This window comes from Actinoplanes sp. NPDC026670 (genome assembly GCF_040638175.1).
Taxonomy (GTDB): Bacteria; Actinomycetota; Actinomycetes; order Mycobacteriales; family Micromonosporaceae; genus Actinoplanes.
Genome location: NZ_JBEZXU010000014.1, coordinates 131634 through 151674 on the forward strand (window position 1 = coordinate 131634; position 20041 = coordinate 151674).

The 20041-nt window shown below is 69.7% G+C and carries 19 protein-coding genes; 8 read left to right on the forward strand and 11 right to left on the reverse strand.

Translation table 11 applies throughout. The annotated features are described in order from the left end of the window. Nucleotides 1–7: 7 nt before the first annotated feature. From mmsB to AB0E94_RS16220, 4 genes are all read right to left on the reverse strand, one after another. Nucleotides 8–1303: a multiple monosaccharide ABC transporter permease gene (gene mmsB / locus AB0E94_RS16205; RefSeq protein WP_360326814.1), complete on the reverse strand. Its 1296-nt coding sequence runs from the start codon at nt 1301–1303 to the stop codon at nt 8–10. Beyond that, nucleotides 1300–2814 carry a multiple monosaccharide ABC transporter ATP-binding protein gene (gene mmsA, locus AB0E94_RS16210; RefSeq protein WP_360326887.1) on the reverse strand — a complete coding sequence of 505 codons (1515 nt, stop codon included), beginning with the start codon at nt 2812–2814 and terminating at the stop codon, nt 1300–1302. Before mmsA ends, mmsB begins: the two co-directional genes overlap by 4 nt. Before the next feature lie 221 nt (nt 2815–3035). Beyond that, nucleotides 3036–3590, reverse strand: a complete 555-nt coding sequence (locus AB0E94_RS16215; protein WP_360326816.1) for a SigE family RNA polymerase sigma factor — start codon at nt 3588–3590, stop codon at nt 3036–3038. Beyond that, nucleotides 3587–4204, reverse strand: coding sequence for a permease-like cell division protein FtsX (locus AB0E94_RS16220; protein ID WP_360326818.1), 618 nt, complete (start codon nt 4202–4204; stop codon nt 3587–3589). Before AB0E94_RS16220 ends, AB0E94_RS16215 begins: the two co-directional genes overlap by 4 nt. A 248-nt stretch (nt 4205–4452) precedes the next feature. Here AB0E94_RS16220 and AB0E94_RS16225 point away from each other — a divergent pair, with 248 nt between their 5' ends. After that, nucleotides 4453–5643 (forward strand): cytochrome P450, encoded by a 1191-nt coding sequence (locus AB0E94_RS16225; protein WP_360326819.1) that lies wholly within the window; start codon nt 4453–4455, stop codon nt 5641–5643. Nucleotides 5644–5702: 59 nt separating this feature from the next. Beyond that, nucleotides 5703–6866: a TetR/AcrR family transcriptional regulator gene (locus AB0E94_RS16230; RefSeq protein WP_360326821.1), complete on the forward strand. Its 1164-nt coding sequence runs from the start codon at nt 5703–5705 to the stop codon at nt 6864–6866. A gap of 1005 nt (nt 6867–7871) precedes the next feature. Here AB0E94_RS16230 and AB0E94_RS16235 read toward each other — a convergent pair. Both AB0E94_RS16235 and AB0E94_RS16240 read right to left on the reverse strand, forming a co-directional pair. Further along, entirely contained in the window at nt 7872–9098 is a 1227-nt protein-coding gene (locus tag AB0E94_RS16235) for an oxygenase MpaB family protein (protein WP_360326822.1), read from the reverse strand. Nucleotides 9099–9268: 170 nt separating this feature from the next. Next, nucleotides 9269–10438 carry an MFS transporter gene (locus AB0E94_RS16240; protein ID WP_360326824.1) on the reverse strand — a complete coding sequence of 390 codons (1170 nt, stop codon included), beginning with the start codon at nt 10436–10438 and terminating at the stop codon, nt 9269–9271. Nucleotides 10439–10539: 101 nt separating this feature from the next. Here AB0E94_RS16240 and AB0E94_RS16245 point away from each other — a divergent pair, with 101 nt between their 5' ends. Further along, nucleotides 10540–11097: a TetR family transcriptional regulator gene (locus tag AB0E94_RS16245; RefSeq protein WP_360326826.1), complete on the forward strand. Its 558-nt coding sequence runs from the start codon at nt 10540–10542 to the stop codon at nt 11095–11097. A 9-nt stretch (nt 11098–11106) separates the two neighbouring features. Here the strand turns inward: AB0E94_RS16245 and AB0E94_RS16250 are convergent, their stop codons facing one another. Together AB0E94_RS16250 and AB0E94_RS16255 are read right to left on the reverse strand one after the other, a co-directional pair. Next, nucleotides 11107–12762, reverse strand: coding sequence for a polysaccharide deacetylase family protein (locus tag AB0E94_RS16250; RefSeq protein WP_360326828.1), 1656 nt, complete (start codon nt 12760–12762; stop codon nt 11107–11109). 69 nt (nt 12763–12831) lie between these two features. Then, a complete protein-coding gene (locus AB0E94_RS16255) occupies nt 12832–13629 on the reverse strand; it encodes a DedA family protein (RefSeq protein ID WP_360326829.1) in 798 nt (265 codons plus the stop codon). 196 nt (nt 13630–13825) lie between these two features. On the opposite strand from AB0E94_RS16255, the gene AB0E94_RS16260 reads away from it, so the two are divergent. Beyond that, the gene (locus tag AB0E94_RS16260) at nt 13826–14200 is read left to right on the forward strand and encodes a hypothetical protein (RefSeq protein WP_360326830.1); all 375 of its coding nucleotides are present in this window, start codon (nt 13826–13828) and stop codon (nt 14198–14200) included. An 18-nt stretch (nt 14201–14218) separates the two neighbouring features. On the opposite strand, the gene AB0E94_RS16265 is transcribed toward AB0E94_RS16260, so the two are convergent. Together AB0E94_RS16265 and AB0E94_RS16270 are read right to left on the reverse strand one after the other, a co-directional pair. After that, a complete protein-coding gene (locus AB0E94_RS16265) occupies nt 14219–15184 on the reverse strand; it encodes a GNAT family N-acetyltransferase (RefSeq protein WP_360326832.1) in 966 nt (321 codons plus the stop codon). Nucleotides 15185–15434: 250 nt separating this feature from the next. Continuing rightward, on the reverse strand, nt 15435–16085 hold the full coding sequence (locus AB0E94_RS16270; protein ID WP_360326833.1) for a TetR/AcrR family transcriptional regulator: 651 nt from the start codon (nt 16083–16085) through the stop codon (nt 15435–15437). Between the two features lie 55 nt (nt 16086–16140). Between AB0E94_RS16270 and AB0E94_RS16275 the strand changes: the two genes are divergently transcribed. Beyond that, nucleotides 16141–16647 (forward strand): GNAT family N-acetyltransferase, encoded by a 507-nt coding sequence (locus AB0E94_RS16275; RefSeq protein ID WP_360326835.1) that lies wholly within the window; start codon nt 16141–16143, stop codon nt 16645–16647. Between the two features lie 19 nt (nt 16648–16666). On the opposite strand, the gene AB0E94_RS16280 is transcribed toward AB0E94_RS16275, so the two are convergent. After that, on the reverse strand, nt 16667–17539 hold the full coding sequence (locus AB0E94_RS16280; protein WP_360326836.1) for a helix-turn-helix transcriptional regulator: 873 nt from the start codon (nt 17537–17539) through the stop codon (nt 16667–16669). Nucleotides 17540–17639: 100 nt separating this feature from the next. On the opposite strand from AB0E94_RS16280, the gene AB0E94_RS16285 reads away from it, so the two are divergent. The 3 genes from AB0E94_RS16285 to AB0E94_RS16295 all read left to right on the forward strand — a co-directional run bounded on the left by AB0E94_RS16285 (nt 17640) and on the right by AB0E94_RS16295 (nt 19982). Continuing rightward, a complete protein-coding gene (locus AB0E94_RS16285; protein ID WP_360326838.1) occupies nt 17640–18047 on the forward strand; it encodes a DUF2255 family protein in 408 nt (135 codons plus the stop codon). Continuing rightward, on the forward strand, nt 18044–18928 hold the full coding sequence (locus AB0E94_RS16290; RefSeq protein WP_360326839.1) for an aldo/keto reductase: 885 nt from the start codon (nt 18044–18046) through the stop codon (nt 18926–18928). Before AB0E94_RS16285 ends, AB0E94_RS16290 begins: the two co-directional genes overlap by 4 nt. Nucleotides 18929–18998: 70 nt before the next feature. Continuing rightward, nucleotides 18999–19982, forward strand: coding sequence for an aldo/keto reductase (locus AB0E94_RS16295; RefSeq protein WP_360326840.1), 984 nt, complete (start codon nt 18999–19001; stop codon nt 19980–19982). Nucleotides 19983–20041: the final 59 nt, after the last annotated feature.

Below are 20041 nucleotides of genomic sequence, written 5' to 3' on the forward strand. Positions count from 1 at the left end.
AAACAGCTCACTTTCTCGAAAGGGAACCGGTGGGGCTGGGTGCCGCCGGTGCGGCGGGAGCGGGCGGATCCTCGCGACGGAACGGCCGCATGAGCGACCCGATGATCGAGAACCGGCCCTGTTTCTTGTTGTAGACGTCGAGAGCGACCGCTCCGAGCAGGAACAGGCCCTTGATGATCTGGACCATGTCGGAGCCGGTGCCGATGAGCTGGAGTCCGTTGTTGAGCACGGCCATGACGAGGCCGCCGACGATGGAGCCGCTGACCGTGCCGAGTCCGCCGGAGACCGCCGCGCCGCCGATGAAGACGGCCGCGATGGCGTCGAGTTCCCAGCTCAGACCGTCCTGGGGGCCGGAGGCCGCGGACCGGGCCACGAAGATCATCCCGGCCAGCGCGGCGAGCAGGCCCATGTTGGTCATCACCAGGAAGTTCACCCGGCGCAGCTGCACACCTGACAGTTCGGCGGCTCGGGCGTTGCCGCCGACCGCGTAGATGTGCCGGCCGCCGGCGGTGTTGCGGGTGTAGAACGAGTAGGCGATCACCAGGACGGCGAGGATGATGCCGGAGATCGGGAAGCTGGTGCCGACCCGTCCGCCGGCGAACCGCAGCGTGGCGAAGACGATGACCCCGAGCATGATCACCAGCCGGAGCACCGAGATCCACAGCGGCGCGGGCTCGGCGCCCTCCATCTGCCGTCGCACCTGCCGCGAGCGCCACTCCCGCCAGACGACGGCGGCGCACAGCAGCAGCCCGAGCAGCAGGGTCAGGTTGTTGTAGCCGGTGGCCGGGCCGACCTCGGGCAGGTATCCGGCGCCGATGGTCCGGAAGCCCTCCGGGACCGGGACGGTGTCGGCGTTGCCGATGTACTGGTTGCCGCCGCGGAACAGCAGCATGCCGGCCAGCGTGACGATGAACGCCGGCACCCCGATGTAGGCGACCCAGAAGCCCTGCCACGCGCCGATCAGCGCGCCGACCGCGAGGCCGAGGACGATGCCGGCCGGCCAGGGCACGTCGTACTCCTGGATGGCCTTGGCCACCACGATGCCGACGAACGCGGCGACCGAGCCGACCGACAGGTCGATGTGCCCGGCGACGATCACCATCAGCATGCCGATGGACAGGATCGAGATGTACGCGTACTGCTGGGTCAGCGCGATCAGGTTGCCCGAGGTGAGGGTCAGCCCGTTCGTGGCGATCTGGAAGTACACGATGATCGCGACCAGCGTGAATATCATCCCGAATTGACGGGCGTTGGAGGTCGTACCCCCGAAGAGGTTCTTCTGCAGGTCTTTCAGCCGGCTCATGCGTTTCTCCGGGTCGAGGTCATCCGCTTCATCAGGAGTTCCGGGTCGGCGTCGCGCCGGGCGACCTCACCGGTGATCGTGCCCTCGGTGACCGTGTAGATCCGGTCGCAGAGGCCGATCAGTTCAGGCAGTTCGCTGGAGATCAGCACGACGCCTTTGCCCTCGTCGGCGAGCCGCTGGATGATCCCGTAGATCTCGTACTTGGCGCCGACGTCGATGCCACGGGTCGGCTCGTCGAGGATCAGCAGGTCCGGGTCGGTGAACATCCACTTCGCCAGGACGACCTTCTGCTGGTTGCCGCCGGAGAGCCGGGTGACCGGCTCGTCGACGGTCGGCGTCTTGATCCGCAGGCTCTTCCGGTAGCTCTCCGCCTCGTGGTACTGGATCGCCTCGTCGAGCACTCCGCGTCTGGTGATCTTGGACAGCTTGGCGGCGACGACCGAGGTCTTGATGTCGTCGAGCAGGTTCAGGCCGATCGCCTTGCGGTCTTCGCTCACGTAGGCGAGACCGTTCCTGATCGCGTCGGCGACCGACCTGATGTCCACCTCGCGACCGTCTTTGAAGATCTTTCCCCCGAGGTGTACGCCGTACGACCGCCCGAACACACTCATCGCGAGTTCGGTGCGCCCGGCGCCCATCAGACCGGCGAACCCGACGATCTCGCCCCGGCGGACCGTGAAGCTGGAGTTCTTGCACACCAGCCGCTCGGCCGAGATCGGGTGCCGCACCGTCCAGTCGCGAACCTCGAAGAACACCTCGCCGATCTTCGGCTCGTGCTCGGGGAACCGGCTCTCCAGGTCACGGCCGACCATGCCGCGCACGATCCGGTCCTCGTCGACGTCGCCGGCGGTGACCGTGATCGTCTCGATGGTCCGCCCGTCCCGCAGGATGGTGATCGCGTCGGCGATCGCCTCCACCTCGTTGAGCTTGTGCGAGATCATGATCGAGGTGATGCCGCGCTGCTTGAACCCGCGCAGCAGGTCGAGCAGGTGCTGCGAGTCGTTCTCGTTGAGCGCGGCCGTCGGCTCGTCCAGGATGAGCAGCTTGACGTCCTTGGCGAACGCCTTGGCGATCTCGACGAGCTGCTGCTTGCCGACGCCGATGTCCTTGATCAGGGTGTCCGGGTCCTCCTCGAGCCCGACCAGCCGCATCAGCTCCAGGGCCTTGTGGTTGGCCGCCTTCCAGTCGATGCGGCCCCACCGGCGCGGCTCGTTGCCGAGGAAGATGTTCTCGGTGATCGACATCCCCGGCACGAGCGCGAGCTCCTGGTGGATGATCACGATCCCGGCGTGCTCGCTGGCCCGGATGTCCGAGAAGCGGCACGGTTGTCCCTGGTAGACGATCTCCCCGGAGTACGTCCCGTACGGATGCACGCCGCTGAGCACCTTCATCAGCGTCGACTTGCCGGCCCCGTTCTCCCCGCAGATGGCGTGGATCTCACCAGCGTTGACCACCAGGCTCACATCGGACAGCGCGCGGACGCCCGGGAACTCCTTGGTGATCGACCGCATCTCCAGCAGCGCGTTGCCCACGTGAAACCCCCGGTACAGCCGAAAAGATCAACTTCCCGAGAAGCTGACGTTTCCGCACTGTAAATCTGATTAGGAGTTCCCGCTATCCGGGCAAGGCCTTTCCTGGTTCCGGAACTTGATCACAAACTGGAAACGGACCGCCCGGCGACAGTGAACATGCAGGTCAGCGCATGATCACCGACGCCGGGCGGCCCGATCGTTCAGTGGTCGAGAAAGTCTTCGCCGAGCACGCTGCGTAGCCGGTCCAGAGCGCGGGCGTTACGCATCTTCACCGCCGACACCGACAGGCCGAGAATCGTCGCCACGGTCTCCACACTGTGGTCCTCGGCGTGCCGCAGCACCAGCACCGCACGGTCGCGCACCTCCAGCCGGGCCAGCGCGTCGACCAGCGTGACCCGCAGCTCCGGCGCCCCCGAGGCGCCGGCATCCGGCCGGTCCGGCAGGTCGGCCAGCACGATCTCCGAGCCGCTGCGCCGCCGCTGTTGATCAAAGACCACATTCATCAAGACCCTTCGGCTGTACGCCTCCAGGCTCGCGTTCGTGCGGATGCGATCCCACACCGCGTACATCTTGGCCAGGGTGTGCTGGGTGAGATCCTGGGCCAGATGCCAGTCCCGGCACATCAGATAGGCGCTGCGCCGCAACCGGGTGCCGGACGCCTCGACGAACGCGGTGAACTCCTCGTCGCGGGCCTCCTTCGCGCGCCGCCGGGTCCGGGTCCAGAAGGCCGGCGCCGGCGTCACGGTGTCCGTCACCGAAGGCCTCCCACCGGAGCGCTCTTCGGGCACGTGTGACCGATGATCTGCGAGACCCCGGGCAGCGCCGCCAGCCGGCCCCGGACCGCTGCGTCCTGCTCCGGCGAGACCAGGCGCAACCGGAACGACTCCGGGAACTCCCGCACATCCAGCGCCGCCACGAAGTCCGGGCTGTCCGCCCACAGGTCAGCGAACCGTTCGTACGCGCTGTCCCGGCTCTCGAAGACCACCACGTCCACCCGCGCGTCGTCGTGCACCGCCGCCTCCACCTCGGCCCGCTGCCCATCGGTCGCCCCGGTGGCGAGGAAGACCGCCAGGTCGGTGGCGTTCTCGTCGACCGGCCGCTCCGAACACGTCGGCGCCGACACCGGCAGCATCGCCGCGGCGATCGTCTCCGGCGCGGGCGCTGCCGGATCGGGCGCACCCCACGGCAGCGCCGCCCCGGCCGCGCCACCGGCCACCAGGACCAGCCCGGTCGCCACCCCGGCCGCGATCCGGGTGCGGCGCCGGATCCGGCTGCCCTCGGCGATCGCGGCCATCGCCAGCTCGCCGGGCGGCACCCCGGGGTCGCCGCCGACCGCACCGTCGAACCGATCGCGCAGATCCCTGTTCACAGCCACACTCCCCAATACGTCGCTCGGTCTCTGCTCGTATGACTGCCTGGCCCGGCGATCCGGTCACAACCCGGTCCCGGCCGGCTCCGGATCGGGCGGGCCGCGCGGCCTGGTATCGGGTCGTGCCGGCCGGCACCGGGATTCGGCGGTGGGTCGGGGATCAGGCAGCGTCCGGCGGAGGGCCGGGATCCGGCGGTGGGTCGGGGATCAGGCAGCGTCCGGTGGCCCGCCGGGGTGAGGATGTCGGGATGCTGGACACTGCGCGCCGCCACGAGTTCCGGGTTCTCGCCGCCGCGAAACCGAGCCTGCCCGTGCTGCTGACCGCCGGACGGCTGGCCGGGAAACTGAGCTGGGTGCCCCGGATCGGCTGGGTCACCTGTGACCCGGTGGTGGCCCGGCGGATCCTCAACGACCCGGCCCACTTCACCCTGCTCGGCGAAGGCGGCGTCGGACACCTGTGGGCGCAGGTCCTCGGCGACTGGGTGAACGAGATCTTCGACGGCCCAGGACACCATCAGCTGCGCAGGCGAACCCGGGACCTGTTCACCGACGACAACGCCCGCCAGCTCACCGACCGGGTGATCGGGCCGCGGCTCGCGCAGGCCGGGGCGGAACTGGCCGCCGGGCGGGCCGTCGACATCGCCGACCTGGGCCGGGTGCTGGTCGGCCGGATCGTCGCCGACCTGCTGCAACTGCGGGTCGCCGATCGCGACGACGCGTACCGGGAGATCTTCGCGGTGGGGGAGGAACTGGCGGCCCTCGCGCTCGGCACCACCACCTCCACCCGCCTCGCGCCGGAGACGATCGCGCGCGCCAAGACGATCGTCGCCCGGCTCACCGTGAACGTGGCCGAGGCGTGGCGGACCGCGGCCCCCGAGACGGTGCTCGGCCGCTGCCGGGACCTGGGCCTCGAACAACGCCAGGCCGAAGGGCTGTCGACACTGCTCATGGTGGCCGGCACCGAGACTGCGGCGAGCGCGATGGCCCGTACCGTCGCCATCTTGCATGACACCGGTGCCCAGCACCGGCTCCGCGCCGAACCGGAAAGGCTGCCCGACGCGGTCCGGGAGGGTTTGCGGGTGACGTCCCCGGCCCCGGTGATCGGCCGGGCGGTCGCCGCCGACGTCGACATCGAAGGCCGCCGCCTGCGGGCCGGGGAGCGGGTGTTGATGCTGACCTGGACTGCCAACAACGCGGCAGGCGCCTTCGACCTGGACCGCGGTTACCAGCCGGACCAGCGCCAGTTGTGGTTCGGCGCGGGCCGGCATCTGTGCCTGGGCGCTCCGGTGGCCCGGGCCGAGATCACCGGCCTGTTGCAGACCCTGCTCGCCCCCGGCCGGGCCTGGCGCATCCATCAGCGTAGCTACCGCCGGAACGTGCTGATCCCCTCCTACGCCCACCTGCCGGTCCGGCTGGCCGCCCGGCAGACTCCCTGTTAGCACTGTGATTGACTAGCGTTCATGGTCCAGCGTGTGCCCTCGTCAGCCCGGGTGAACCGGTGACCGCTGGGCCGGCTTCGGCCACCCGGCCGCACAACCGCAAGCAGCTGATCGTCGAAGCGGCCGGGCAGGTCTTCAGCGAGCGCGGCTATCACGCGGCCTCGATGGAGGAGATCGCTGCGGGCGTCGGGATCAGCGCGGCCGCGCTCTACCGGCACTTCCCGAACAAGTACGCGCTGTTCGCCGAGTGCGCCAACATCATGATCGACCGGCTCCTCGCGGCGCTCGACGAGTCGCCGCCGGAGGCCGCGCTGCCGGACGTGCTGGCCGCCCTGACCCGGGTGACCGTGACCCACCGGGCCTCCGGCGGGCTGTACCGGTGGGAGGCCCGCTACCTGGACCGCGACGACAGGAGGCTGTTGCGGGCCAAGTTCGGGCAGATGGTGGGGCGGGTCACCGACCTGGTGGCGCGTGAGTTCCCGCTGCCCGAGGAGGGTCTGCGGGCGGTGGCGGCGCTCGGGGCGATCGGTTCGGTCACCATGCACCACACCTCGATCGCGCAGCGCCGGGTCGAGGAGATGCTCGTCGCGTCGGCGTTGCGGGTGGCGGCGACCGATCCGGGGGCCGCCGCGGGCAGTGCCGGGCTGGTCGAGCTGCCGGCCCAGCCGGTGCCGCGGACCCGGCGGGCCGAGATCCTGGCGGCGGCGATTCCAATGTTCGCGCGGGACGGGTTCGCCAACGTGACGAACGGGCAGATCGCCCAGGCGGTGGGGCTCGCGCCGTCGGCGATCTACCGGCACTATCCCGGCAAGGTCGACATCCTGGTCGCGGCGTGCCTTCAGGCGGCCGGGCTGCTGGCCCAGGCGGTCGATCGCAGCCTGCACCAGGCGGCCGACCCACGGTCGGCGGTGGTGGCGCTGACCGCGGCCTACGTCGCGTACAGCTTCGAGCACAACGCCCTGACCAGCGTCGCCGAGGCGGAGATCGTCGGACTGCCGGCCGACCTCCAGCGGCCGCTGATCCTCGCCCAGCGTGAACACATCGCGGTCTGGGAACAGCAGTTGCGGCTGGCCCGCCCGGACCTCGACCGCCGCCAGGCCCGGCTCCTGGCCCACGCCGGGCTGGGCGTGGTGGTCGAGGCCGGCCGAGCCCTCCGCTGGCGCAACACCCCACCCAACCGAGACGCGGTAACGGCCCTGGTGATCGGCGCCCTCGGCACCTGACCCCACCCCACCCCCGTGTCGCTGGCCCTTTCCGTGTCGCCGGCCCTTTCCATGTCGCGACTCAGCGCCGGTCGCCGCCTCGCGCCGCTCTCGCACCTCGCGCCGCTCTCGCACCTCGCGCCGCTCTCGCACCTTGCGCCGCTCTCGCACCTCGCGCCGCCCGCGCCCTCAGCGCCGCCCGCGCCGCCCGCGCCCTCAGCGACCCTTCCCGCGCCGCGCTTCAGCGCGCTTCCCGCGCCGGCACGGCTCCTCGCCGATCTTGTGGATTTCGGGCACACCTGTCTCGCATTCGAGTTTCGTCATTTGGGGATCGTTTGCGTCGGTCGCGCCGGTCTTGTGGACGCCGCCGTTCACGGTGACAGTGCATCGGGTGTCCGTCGGGATGGAAGGTGGGAAGGAGCAGCGGCGAACCTTGCCCTCCGCGACAAGGGGGCTGTTCGTTGCGGTCGCCGGCGCCCGGCCCGGCGTGGTCTCCGGTGTGCGACGGCCAGCGCACACAATGCGGCAACGTGCGATTTCACCCTCGCCGGAGCGATGACAGGCGCACACGGACGGCACAACGTGTGAGCCCGTCCCCGTCAGAACGAAGCAGACGCACACGGTCGGCGAACGTGTGCGCTGACCATCGCTGCGGCCGATGGTGTCAACGGTCAGGACGAAGACGGAGCCGCTCTCGGCATCGCCTCTGGATGGCCGCCCAAAGGCCATCAGACCTCACGGTGATCTTGCGGAGTTCGCTGAGGATGACGCTGGCCAGGACGAATGCAGGACTTACTTCGGCTGTGGCCCTGACCTGCAATGTCGCTGCGCAAATGGCGAAACTCGAGTCTCGCCAAAGTCCACAAGATCGAGACGAGGCTGTTCTTTCGGTGGCATGGCTCCCGCCACCTTTCCGCGATCTTGTGGATTTCGGGCACACCCGTAGAAGTCCACAAGATCGCGGCGAGAGGGGTGAGGGTGGCGCGGCGCGGGGCGGCGCGGTGCTCCGTGCGGGGTGGGCGGGGGTCAGGTGCCGGCTCGGTTGCCGGTGGGGATCGTGATCGGGGTGTATGTGGGTGAGGTGCCGTTGTTCAGGAACAGCATGGCCAGGCCACGGATGAACCGGTCGAACAGCGAGAATGTGGTCGGGATGATCGGCGACAGTCCCTCACGGAACGCCACGTACGCCGGCCAGCCCACCTCGATGACCGTGCGGGAGGCGTAGTCGCGCGGCAGTTTCAGCCAGTCGCCGACCTTGTCGCCGAGCAGGTAGCGGGCGAACTCGCGCTGGAAGCCCCGGGTCACGCCCAGGTCGACCGCCGAGGTGAGGTTGAGCAGGATGTCGGCGAGGTCGATGCCTTCCGGGGTGGGCGCCATCAGCGGGGTCAGCGCGTAGGCCGACTGGGCCTTGGCCGCCGCCCAGGACGCCGGGATGAAGTCGTCGCGCACGCCCAGCAGGTGCAGCGCCACCTGCCACATGTGCAGGAACGCCTCCTCCTCGGCGGCGGACATCCGGATGCCCCACGACTTCAGCTTCCCGTGCACGAACGTCCCGAGACTGTGGAACGTGATCAGGATGTCGCCGTTGCTGATCGGGATGAAGTCCTGATCGTCGGTGACCGCTCGCCAGTGTGACGACTGCGGGAGCAGGTGCCGGACGGCGGCGTGGGTGAGACGTGTCTTGTTCGACGTGACGACGAAGTGGCCGGTCGGTTTGAACGCATCGATGGCGCTTAGATCGTACCCATATGTGAAGGTTTTTGCCGCTCTTGATTTCATCACGGCCCCGCCCTCGGACCAGTAGACGTTGCGGGCCTCGCGCGGGATGACCGTGCTCATGATGCCGCTGCCGAGGCCGTAGAGCAGGAACAGATACATGCTCATGCGTTTGTTGAACTGGGCGGCCCGGTCGAGTTTCGTCTGGTCGGCCCAGGACGGCAGCCGGTTGTGCGTCTGCATCCACGTGGTGAGGGCGGCCGGGAGCCCGGCGGGGAAGGCGTCGCCGTTGTTCACCCACGACTCGAACGCGGTGTTGACCGCCGGGATCTGCCCGTTCTGCAGGAGCGAGGCGAGCAGCGGGTCGGTCGCGTCGTCCCAGACGCCCCACGGGTCGGTGACCGTGTCGGTGGCGGCGATGGAACCGGCCGACGACCACGCCCAGGCCTTGGACGGGTCCGCCACGCCGGCCAGGCCGAGTGCGGCACCCAGAGTCAGAACGCCTCTTCTGCTGAGATTTTGCATTCGCTTACCCACTTCCACGATGGTGGCGCTGGCTGGGCTTCTAGCGTGTTTCAAAGTTCGCCAGTGTGTGATTTCCCATTAACATAGCGGCCGCCGTCGGCATCGGCAAGGCTGGATGCCCGTGGGGTGGTCACCGCTGTCTCGCGGTCGTTGTGACAGTGGTGAGCGCCCTGCGGGCCAGGTCAGCGGGTCAGGGCCGGAGTGGTCGAGCGGCGCAACGTCGTCGCGGCCACCGTGGCGATCGCGAGCAGGGTCAGCACGGTGATCATCGCGGCCCGCAGCCCGTAGTGCTCCCCCAGGAAACCGAGCGCCGGCGGCCCGACCAGGAACGCCACGTAACCGGCGGTGGCGACCAGCGAGACCCGGGCGGTCGGGTTGTCGCCCGAGTCGCCGGCGGCCGACAGCGCGACCGGGAAGCCGAGCGCCGAACCCAGGCCCCAGAGCAGCACCGCCGCGCCCGCCACGATCTGGTTGTCGACGAAGACGACCAGGGCCACGCCGACCGCGCCGATCACGGCGCTCGCCGCCAGCACCGTCGCGCGGCCGTGCCGCTCCAGGAGCCGGTTGCCGGTGAACCGGCCGATCGTCATCGCGGCGGCGAACACCACATACACCGCCGAGCCGAGCGCCGGGTCCAGGCCGTGACCGTCCACCATGATCAGTGGCAGCCAGTCGTTCGCGGCGCCCTCGGCCAGCGCCATGGCCAGCACGATCGTGCCGATCAGCAGCAGCACCGGGTCGCGCCAGACCGGCTCGCCCTTCACCGCGGCGGCCGCCTGCCGCCCGACACCGGCCGGTAGGCGGCTCGCCGCGGCCAGCGCGACCGGGACACTGACCAGGCCGATCAGGGCCAGATGCCAGACCACCGGGAACTCGGCCGCGGTGAGGATCATGCCGATCGCCGCGCCGACCACCGTGCCGAGGCTGAAGAACCCGTGCATGGTCGGCAGCACCGGGCGCTCCAGGATGCGCTCGACGTCGGCGCCCTCGATGTTCATGGCGACCTCGCCGCCGCCCATGCCGATGCCGAACAGGAACAACCCGGCCGCGACCAGCAGGCCCTGATGCAGCGCGGCGCCCGCCCCGATCACCGGGATGCTCAGCGTGGTGGCCACGATCCCGACCGTCGCCACCGGGCGGGTGCCGAACCTGGTGACCAGCGCGCCCGAGCCGAGGATGCCGATCATCGAGCCGACCGAGATGCCGAACAGGATCAGCCCCATCTCGGCGGTCGACGCGCCGAGCAGGTCACGGATGTCCGGGGTGCGGGTCACCCACGACGAGATCCCGAGGCCGGGCAGGAAGAAGAGCGCGAACAGCGCGATCCGGCGGCGGGCGGTGCTGTGTTCCATGGTTACCCTCTCTAAGTGCGTACGAATGTACACACTTTTGAGGGCTCCCTAGAATGGGCCGAACCGGCAGTGCTCCCACCGTGGGCCGCGAGGAGGATCACATGGGCGGATCGCGCCGGGTCGCCAACGATCCACTGCGCAAGCAGCGCATCCTCGACGCGACCCTGAACGTCATCGCCCAGCACGGCGTGCACGGCACCACCCACCGCCGGATCGCCAGCGAGGCCGGGGTGCCGCTCGGCTCGCTCACCTACCACTTCGACTCGCTCGGCGACATCATCGAGCAGGCCTTCGCGCGGATGGCCGAATCGATGTCGCAGCGATACCACGCGGCCCTGACCGCGGCGCCCGACCAGCCCGCCGCCTGCGCCGCGGTCGCCGACCTGATCTGCGGCGAGGAATACGCGACACCCCGCGAGCTGACCCTCCTCCATGAGATGTACGCCTACGCCAACCACAACCGCACCGTCGCCGAGACGCTGCGGCAGTGGCTGCGCCGCAGCCGGGCCAGCCTGGCCCGGCACTTCTCCGAACGCGCGTGCCGGGCCGTCGACGCGCTGATCGAGGGCTGGCCCATGCATCAGGCATGGGAGGGCGAGCCGCTCGACCGCGAACTGGTTCGCGAAACGATCACAGCCGTGGCCGAGCGACTTCGTTGAAAACCTTTTTCAGAGCGTTTTCAGGTACGCCGTGAGCACCCCCGACAGCAACTCGTGGTCACGGGCCGACGGGTGCCAGTCGCAGCCCAGCAGGTCGAGCCCGAGCGCCGCGTTGTCGTAGTACAGCGCGCTCACCCGGCGGTCACCCGCGGCGTTGCGCTCGGTGACCACGGCCTGAACCGAGTCGGCCAGCGCCGTGGTGTTCCACATCGACGGATACGTCAGCACGAACTGGGCGCGGTGGCCGTACCGCTGCCTGAGTTTTTGCAGGAAATCGAGGTAGGCGGCCCGGAAGTCGGCGGCGAGTGCCGCCTCGTCGGGCCACCTCTCGCCCGCGTGCACGGGCGTGGAGAAGTCGTTGATGCCCAGCCCGATGACCACGATCTGTGGTCTCCAACTGGCCGGGCGGGTCCAGTTGGCCTCGTCGGCGGCCTGGAGGACCCGGTCGTAGTAGGTGCGATAGTCGACGTCGGGGTTGCTGCCGTCGTAGTTGCGGACCATGCCCATGCCGGACCAGGCGTTCAACTGGTAATCGGCGCCGAGGGCGCGGGCGGCGAGGGCGCCGAACGTGCGGTCGGCGTTGGAGTTGCGGTCGATGCCGGTGGCGCTGCAGTCGCGCCCCGCCGACACGTTGCCGTAGCCGGCGGTCCAGGAGTCGCCGATGAACTCGATCTGCCGGCTGCGGGCCGCCGGCTTGCCCAGCAGGTCACCGGTGAAGCCGCCGAACTGCCCAGGTGTCCACGGGCTCTCGGTCCGCTTGGCCAGCCGGACGGTATGGACGCCGGGTTTGAGGTCGCGGATCCAGTGGGTGGTCCGGCCCGGCGTGACCAGCGTTGCCGCGGCCCGGCCGTCGATCTGCACCTCGTAGTCGTTGACCGCGTCGTCGAGCACGATCCCGACGCTCGTCCCGCGGAACCGGCCCTCGAAGTAGACGCCGGGCCACGTGTAACGCACGCCGGAGTCGCGGTCGTCGACCCGCCCGACGGTGTGCACACCGCTGAGGGCGCGGGCGTCCGGCGCGACGGCCCGGCCGGTGACCGGCGAGATCTTGCCCGAGCAGAGGCCCCGCTCGCGCAGGGTGGTCGCGATCTGCGGGATCGCCGCCACCGTGTTCGGCGGCCAGTCGTGCAGCAGGATCACGTCGCCGTCGCGCAGCCGGCCGACGGCCGCCACGATCTCGTCGACCGAGGCATTGTCCCAGTCCTTCGCGTCCACATCGGTGTTGATCTCGGTCAGGCCGAACCGCTTCTCGACCGCTCGCAGGGCGTCGTTCGTGTCCAGGTAGGGCGGCCGGAACAGGGTCGGGGTCACGCCTGTCGCCTGCTGGATCACGGCCTGGGTGCGGGAGATCTGGGCGGCCTGGTCGGCCTCCGGGAGCTGGGTCATGAACGGGTGGTCCCAGCTGTGGTTGCCGATCCACATGCCGGCCGCGACCTGCGCCTTGGCCAGCGGCGGATCGGCCTCGACGTTTCGGCCGACGTTGAACATGGTGGCCCGCAGCCGGGCCGTGCGCAGCGCGTCGAGCAGGGCCTGGGTGTTGCCGGGAGTGGGACCGTCGTCGAAGGTGAGCCCGACGTATCCGGAGCAGGACCGGCCGGCGGCAGCGGGCGTTGGAGCGACGATGACCAGGGCGGTCGCGGCGATGAGGGCGGCGAGGTGCTTCATCGGCTTCCCTTCTGGGAGCGCTCCCAAATCGGTGGCGGAGGGAGCCTCCTCTGTTGATGGATGTCGATGTTATCGCGTGGCGGCCGGCACCGGGCGCTTCACCGTCACCAGCCTCCGGCGCTGCCGGGCCGCGGTCCACCGCTTCTCGGTCAGCGCACACACCGCCGCCAGGCTCATCCCGATCATCAGGCCGAACGCCGTCCCCAGTAGCGGCGAATCGGAGAACGCCATGCCACCCAGCCGGCCCAGGCCGATCACATAGATCGCCCAGCCCACGCTCGCCAGCGTGCTGTAGAGCGAGAACCGCCCCATCGGCATCCGCGCCGAACCCGACATCATGCCGGTCGCCGTCCGCCCATACGGCAGAAACCGTCCCACCAGGATGGTCACCGCCCCATGCCGCCGGAGCGCACCCTCCGCCCGTTTCCGGGCCGCCGCCAGTTTCTCCTCGCCGATCCGCCAACTGGTCGGCTTGTCTCTGCTCGGCTCTCCGCCCGGCTCTCTGCTCGGCTTTCCGCCCGGCTCTCCGCCTGGCCCTCCGCCCGGCTCTCCACCCGGCCGAGTGCCTGGCCGGTCTTTGCTCGGCCGAGTGCCTGGCCGGTTGCCTTGACTTGGCCGGCTGCCTGGCCGCTTGCCCTCGCTCAGTCGGCTGCTCGCCTTTCGGCCGAGCACACAGGACACCCGATCGCCCGCGATGCCACCGGCCACGACGACCGCCAGGAGAGCCAGCAGGTGGGGCGAGCCGGTCGCCGACAGGGCGCCCAGGCTGATCACCACCGTCTCGGACGGCACGATCGGGAAGAATCCGTCCACCGTCACGGCCACGAAGACGATCACATAGAGCCACGGCGAACAGATCAGTGGCATCAGGTGATCCATCATGCGTTAGTCGTCCTCCCCGTTGCGCCTGCCCTTGACCGTACGGGTCCCGGAGAAGCCATTGAATGGTGCCATCCCGCCGCCAATGGTGGGGCTAGCACTACCCCTGCCGAGGAGATACGCCAGGCGCACGCATGCGGTTCGACACTCTCCGTGGTTGATCGTCTTCGCTAGCCTCGCCGCAATGACGTCCCGGACCAGGCGCTGGCTCACCCGTGGCACCACCCTCGTCGTGGTCGCGGGCGGCTGCCTGTGGAGTCTGAGCTTCGTGTTCATCCTGCTCTTCAAGGAGGAGGGGCTGCTGCCTCCGGAGTGGCGCGTCCCGGAAACACCGCCCCGCGTGGTGGTGCTCGACAACACCCACAACTGTGGGTCCGGCGGCTGCTGGCGGGAGATCACCCTGCGCCCGCCGGCCGGCACGTCGCCTGAGGACCTGAAGCGGCAACTCGGTCTGGAGAGGGCGGAAGAACTGCCGCCGACCCTGACCGATCCCGGGTTCGTGAGCCGCGGCGCCCGGATCCGGGACGGCGATGTGATCGTCATCGTCCGATACTCCTGAGCCTGACTCCGGGCCCGCTCAGTCTGGTTCCCGTTCGTTGTGCCTGGAGTTGATCAGTGGGGCGTCCCGGGAGATCTCCCGGAAACCGAGACCGTAGTAGAGGCCGCGGGCCCGCGGGTGGCCCGGCGCGCCCAGGCAGGCGACCGTGACGTGCGAAGCCTTCAGCGCCCGGACCCGCCGCATGCCGTGCAGCATCATCGCCCGCGCCAGCCCCAGCCGCCGGAAGTCCGGATGAGTGCCGACCGGCTCGAACTCCGCGGTACGGTTCACCTCGTCCAGCCACATGATCGTCGAGGCGGCCATCGTCCCGTCCGGCGCCTCGACCAGCAGATGCAGGTCGCCGCGGTACCCGGCGGTCTGCCGGACACCCTGGTAGGCCTCGGCCGAGTACGTCGACGGCGCCCACGCGTCAACATGCGCACGAACCGCCGCCGCCGGGCCGGCCTCGTCAGCGGTGCGGAAACGGAACCCGGCCGGCAGCACCGGTTCCTCGACATCGGTGAGGTCGCGCTGGTTGAGCTGGGTCCAGAACCCGGTGTCACCGAGCGACACCGGGTCGGTCTCGTAGCCGTGAGCCGCCCATTGCTTCACGGCGAACCCGTCCGACGCCGTCGGGACGACCGTGCGCTCCACGTCGGCGGCGATCCGGTCGTACCAGCCGATGACCTCGTCGATCAGGTCGGCGTGATCCGGGTGGACCAGGTAGACCAGATTCGCGTTGGTGACGTCCTTCCATTGGCCGTCGCTGCGGAGCACCCGATGGGGGAGCTGCGCCCAGGCCCACGCCACCAGCCGGCCACCCGCGAACCACAGCCGCCTCGGCCAGGTCGAACCGTGCGCCGCATGGCTCTTGCCCCAGTTCCAGGCCAGTTCGCCGTAGGTCGCCTCGGCGTTGACCATCTCCGGATTCGTCGCGGTGACGCGCTGCGCCAGACCCTGCATGAGCTGCACGTCCGCGGCCGTCAGAAGCTCGAAGTTCGTCATGGTGCGCGCCACTGTCCCAGAAGTCGGCCCGGCCGTCGAATCGATATTGGACCGTTTCCGCAGTCCTCGACTTCAGCAGCTTCCGATCTCAGCGGGTCCCGGCCTCGGTTGCCCTCTTCGGATGCGGCAACCGACCGACTCGGCGGTGCTGCTCACGGGCCCGTTCTGATGAGGCCGAGCTGGGGATCTCGGCGGTGCTGCTCACGGGCCCGTTCTGATGAGGCCGAGCTGGGGATCTCGGCGGTGCTGCTCACGGGCCCGTTCTGATCAGGCCGAGCTGGAGATGGAGGGCGGCGTCAACGCGGTCCTGGTCGCCCGTGGCCAGCAGGTCGAGCAGGCACCCGCGAAGTACGGCAAGGACCGCCGTCCGCCGCGCCACACCGCCGGCGGTAACCCGCTCCGCCTCCGGCTGGCGCGAGGCGAGCAGCCCCAGCCAGTCACTCACGGTCGCCGCGGCGAAGCCGGCCCAGGCTCCGTCCGGTTCGATCAGCGACCGGGCGTACGCCTCCGTCCAGAGCCGGAGCAACGGCCGGTGCCGGGGTTCGCCCAGCCAGGCCCAGACCTGTTCCGCTGCCGCAACCAGCCCGTCCGGTCCCGGACCGTCCGGCCCCAGCCCGTCCGGTCCCGGACCGTCCGGCCCCAGCCCGTCCGGTCCCGGACCGCCCGGCTCGTCGAGCGCGTCGAGGACCGCTAGCTCGTCGGTTCGGGCGCGGGCCAGAAGCGCCTTGACCAGACCGTCCTTGTTGCCGAAGAGGAACATGAGCACCCGCGGACTGGAACCGATCGCCGCCGCCAGCGGGCGCAGCGACAGATCGGCGAGGCCGTGTTCGAGCGCATACCGGTAGGCCGCCTCCAGAAGCTCCACCTGCCGGGCGGATGGGCTGGCCGTTTGCTCGCTCATGTGGTTAGCCTACAGTTCACTGAAACAGTCGTTTCAGTAGACCTCGGAGGGGCACATGACGACAACGAAGCAACCCGGCGTGGTCATCCGCCGCGCCGACCGCCCCGGCGACCTCGGCTGGGTCGTGATGGCGCACGGCGAGATCTACGACGAACAGTTCGGCTGGAACACCGACTTCGAAGCTCTGGTTGCCCGCATCGTCGCCGACTACGCCACCGACCACGACCCGATCCGCGAAGCCGCCTGGATCGCCGACGTCGACGGAACCCGGGCTGGCAGCATCTTCCTGGTGTCCGGCGACGACCCGGCCGTGGCCAGGCTCCGCATCCTGCTCGTCACCCCCGCGGCCCGCGGCCTCGGCCTCGGCACCCGGCTGGTCGACGAATGCCTGCGTTTCGCCCGCGAGGCCGGCTACCGAACGGTCACCCTGTGGACCAACGACATCCTCACCTCCGCTCGCAAGATCTATCAGTCATACGGATTCGTGCTGGTCGACGAAGACCCCCACCACAGCTTCGGCCACCACCTGGTGGGGCAGACCTGGACCCTCGAACTCACCTGATCACGCACCGAGCTCGTGCTCAGCTCGCGGTTGCCTCCTGCGTCGCCGCCCAGGTGGCCAGCAGACGCAGGCCGTCACCGGACGGCGTGCCCGGCTCGGCGGAGTAGGTGACGATCGTCAGATCACGCTCGCCGGAGAGCTCCAGGCCCTCGTAGGTGAGCTCCAGCTCGCCGACGCCCGGATGCCGGAAGCGTTTGACCCCGTGCCGGTGCACGAACACATCCTGCGCGGCCCACCAGGTGCGGAAACTGTCGCTACGCATGGACAGCTCACCGATCAGATTCATCAGCTGCTGATCCGTCGGGTGCTGCGCGGCAGCCATGTGCAGAGCGCCGACCGCAGAGCGTGCCATCAGCGCCCAGTCGGGATAGAACGCCTGCGCCTGCGGATCCAGAAAGGTGAACCGCATGGTGTTGACCGGCAGCGTCGGCGCACCGGCGAACATCGGCGCATACAACGCCTGGCCGAGCGGATTGGCCGCCACGATGTCGAACCGGAAGTCACGCAGAATCGCCGGCATCCCGGTCATCGCGTCGAGCAGCCGCCGCACCGCGGGCCGGACCTCCGGCGAGCCCGCACGGCGACTGCGTGGCCGGGCCGGCTGTGGCCCGGCGGCGCGGGCCAGATGGCGCAGGTGGGCGGTCTCGGTCTCGTCGAGCTGGAGTGCGCGTGACACGGCATCGAGCACGCTGTCGGAGACTCCGGTGAGATTGCCTCGCTCCAGCCGGATGTAATACTCCACGCTGACCCCGGCCAGGGCCGCGACCTCGCCACGGCGCAGCCCGGCGACGCGGCGGCCGCCATACGCCGGAATGCCCGCTCGCTCCGGACTGATCTTCGCCCGGCGTGAGGTGAGGAACGCCCGGACCTCGCTACGGTTGTCCATGCCCATGACCCGAGGTTAGGCCGCCCGCAGACCCGGAGGGTGGCCCTGCTTTTACCCCTATCAACAGAGCCTCCCTGACCGATGAAATCCGCGCTTTCCTGGTCGCATGTCCGCTACCACCGCAACCCCATGGCCGCCCGGCGACCTCACGGCGATCGGCCGGGCCGAGGAGCTCCGGCTCGCCTCCCTGCGTCCTGACGGCACACTGCGTCCCTACGTGACGATCTGGGTCGTCCGTGCCGGAGACGACCTGTTCGTCAGGTCGGCCCGCGGCCCCGGCAACGGCTGGTTCGCCCGCGCGGTCCGCAGCGGCGCCGGGCGCATCCGGGCCGCCGGCCTGGAGCGGGATGTCGTCTTCACCAGGCCGGGCGACGATGTGCACGCCGCGATCGACGCCGCCTACCACGCCAAATACGACCGTTACGGGGCAGCCATCGTCGGCTCCGTCGTCGGCGCGCAGGCCGAGCCGGTCACGCTGCGCCTGCTTCCCCGATCCGGAGAGGACCCCTCATGACCGTCCCGCAGCTCACTCTCAACAACGGCGTGACCATGCCCGCTCTCGGATTCGGCGTCTTCCAGACCCCACCGGCGGAGACGAGCGCCGCTGTCGCGACGGCTTTCCGGACTGGCTACCGCCACATCGACACCGCTGCCGCCTACCGCAACGAGCGCGGCGTCGGCGAGGCCTTCCGCGCGTCGGGGCTGTCCCGCGCCGAGGTCTTCCTGGAGACCAAGATCTGGATCAACGACTATGGGTACGAGGAGACGCTGCACTCCTTCGACAAGAGCGCCGGCAAGCTCGGTGTCGACCAGATCGACCTGCTGATCCTGCATCAGGCCCTGCCGTCGGAGTTCACCCGGACGCTCGACGCCTACCGCGCCCTGGAGACCCTGCTCGCCGACGGCCGGGTCCGCGCCATCGGGGTCAGCAACTTCATGGTCGACCACCTGACGGCCCTGCTCGACTCGGTGACCGTCGTGCCCGCCGTCAACCAGATCGAGGTCCACCCTTACTTCACCCAGCCCGAGGTGCAGGCTCTCGGAGCCGAGCACGGCATCGTCACCCAGGCATGGGCGCCCATCGGCGGCATCACCTTCTACCGCGACAGCGGCCACCGCAGCACCCTCGACGACCCGGCGATCGGCGAGATCGCCGCAGCCCACGGCAGGTCCCCGGCGCAGGTGATGCTGCGCTGGCACCTGCAACAGGGCCGCTCGGCCATCCCGAAGTCGACGAACCCGCAGCGCATCGCGGAGAACTTCGCCGTTTTCGACTTCACGCTCACGGAGAAGGAGCTCGCCGTCCTCGACGCGCTCGACACCGGCAAGCGCGGCGGGCCCGAGCCGGCCGACATCAGCCTCAAGACCTTCAGCCTCACGATCCCCGAGGCCTGACCGCCCTGGGTTTCGTGGGGTGGCTCACCCGACAGTTCGTGGGGTGGCTCATCCGACAGGAGTAGACGACATGCACAACGCGAAGCTCGGCAGCCTGGAGGTCGCCCGGATCGGTCTGGGCGCCATGGGGATGTCGCACGGCTACACCGGCGCCGGCAGCGACGACGCCGAATCGATCCGGACGATCCACCGGGCGATCGACCTGGGTGTCACTCTCATCGACACCGCGGAGATCTACGGCCCCTACCTCAACGAGGAACTGGTCGGCCGGGCCCTTCAGGGGCGGCGTGACCAGGTCGTGCTGGCCACCAAGTTCGGTCTGGTCTCACACGGCGGCCGCGGTCCGTGGAGTCTGGACAGCAGCCCGGCCAACATCCGGATCGCCGTCGACGGGTCACTGAAACGTCTCGGCACCGACTACATCGACCTCTACTACCAGCATCGGGTCGACCCGGCGACGCCGATCGAGGACACTGTCGGAGCCCTCGCCGACCTGGTGCGGGAGGGGAAGATCCGCCACATCGGCCTGTCCGAGGCGTGGGTCGGCACGATCCGCCGGGCACACGCCGTGCATCCGATCACGGCGCTCCAGTCGGAGTATTCGCTGTGGACCCGCGATCAGGAGGAGATCCTCCCGGTCCTGCGGGAGCTGGGTATCGGTCTGGTGGCGTATTCGCCACTGGGACACGGGTTCCTCACCGGCTCACTGCGGACACCGGCGGATGTCGAGGCCCTCGACGACAGCGATTTCCGGAAGAACAATCCTCGTTTCACCGGGGAGAACTTCCTGCGCAACCTCCGGCTCGCCGACCAGGTGCAGGAGATCGCCGACCAGGTCGCCGCCACACCGGCTCAGGTGGCGCTGGCCTGGCTGCTGACGAGGGGCGACGACATCGTCCCGATCCCGGGCACGAAGCGGGTGTCCCGCGTGGAGGAGAACACCGCCGCGGCCACCGTCGAACTCACCGCGACCCAGGTCGCGACGCTCGACGCTCTCACCCCTGCCGAGGGCGGTCACCACAACGAGGCCCAGATGCAGATGATCGAACGCTGACCCGCCCGGCCCACGGCAGACCGGAGTGCCGCGGCCCGGGCCGTTCGACATACGGCTGC

Excerpts from the sequence above, each read along its gene's own strand:
- mmsB (WP_360326814.1), bottom strand. The coding sequence starts at position 1,303 with ATGAGCCGGCTGAAAGACCTGCAGAAGAACCTCTTCGGGGGTACGACC.
- mmsA (WP_360326887.1), bottom strand. The coding sequence starts at position 2,814 with ATGCGGTCGATCACCAAGGAGTTCCCGGGCGTCCGCGCGCTGTCCGAT.
- AB0E94_RS16225 (WP_360326819.1), top strand. The coding sequence starts at position 4,453 with ATGCTGGACACTGCGCGCCGCCACGAGTTCCGGGTTCTCGCCGCCGCG.
- AB0E94_RS16240 (WP_360326824.1), bottom strand. The coding sequence starts at position 10,438 with ATGGAACACAGCACCGCCCGCCGCCGGATCGCGCTGTTCGCGCTCTTC.
- AB0E94_RS16245 (WP_360326826.1), top strand. The coding sequence starts at position 10,540 with ATGGGCGGATCGCGCCGGGTCGCCAACGATCCACTGCGCAAGCAGCGC.
- AB0E94_RS16250 (WP_360326828.1), bottom strand. The coding sequence starts at position 12,762 with ATGAAGCACCTCGCCGCCCTCATCGCCGCGACCGCCCTGGTCATCGTC.
- AB0E94_RS16255 (WP_360326829.1), bottom strand. The coding sequence starts at position 13,629 with ATGCCACTGATCTGTTCGCCGTGGCTCTATGTGATCGTCTTCGTGGCC.
- AB0E94_RS16260 (WP_360326830.1), top strand. The coding sequence starts at position 13,826 with ATGACGTCCCGGACCAGGCGCTGGCTCACCCGTGGCACCACCCTCGTC.
- AB0E94_RS16265 (WP_360326832.1), bottom strand. The coding sequence starts at position 15,184 with ATGACGAACTTCGAGCTTCTGACGGCCGCGGACGTGCAGCTCATGCAG.
- AB0E94_RS16270 (WP_360326833.1), bottom strand. The coding sequence starts at position 16,085 with ATGAGCGAGCAAACGGCCAGCCCATCCGCCCGGCAGGTGGAGCTTCTG.
- AB0E94_RS16275 (WP_360326835.1), top strand. The coding sequence starts at position 16,141 with ATGACGACAACGAAGCAACCCGGCGTGGTCATCCGCCGCGCCGACCGC.
- AB0E94_RS16280 (WP_360326836.1), bottom strand. The coding sequence starts at position 17,539 with ATGGGCATGGACAACCGTAGCGAGGTCCGGGCGTTCCTCACCTCACGC.
- AB0E94_RS16285 (WP_360326838.1), top strand. The coding sequence starts at position 17,640 with ATGTCCGCTACCACCGCAACCCCATGGCCGCCCGGCGACCTCACGGCG.
- AB0E94_RS16290 (WP_360326839.1), top strand. The coding sequence starts at position 18,044 with ATGACCGTCCCGCAGCTCACTCTCAACAACGGCGTGACCATGCCCGCT.
- AB0E94_RS16295 (WP_360326840.1), top strand. The coding sequence starts at position 18,999 with ATGCACAACGCGAAGCTCGGCAGCCTGGAGGTCGCCCGGATCGGTCTG.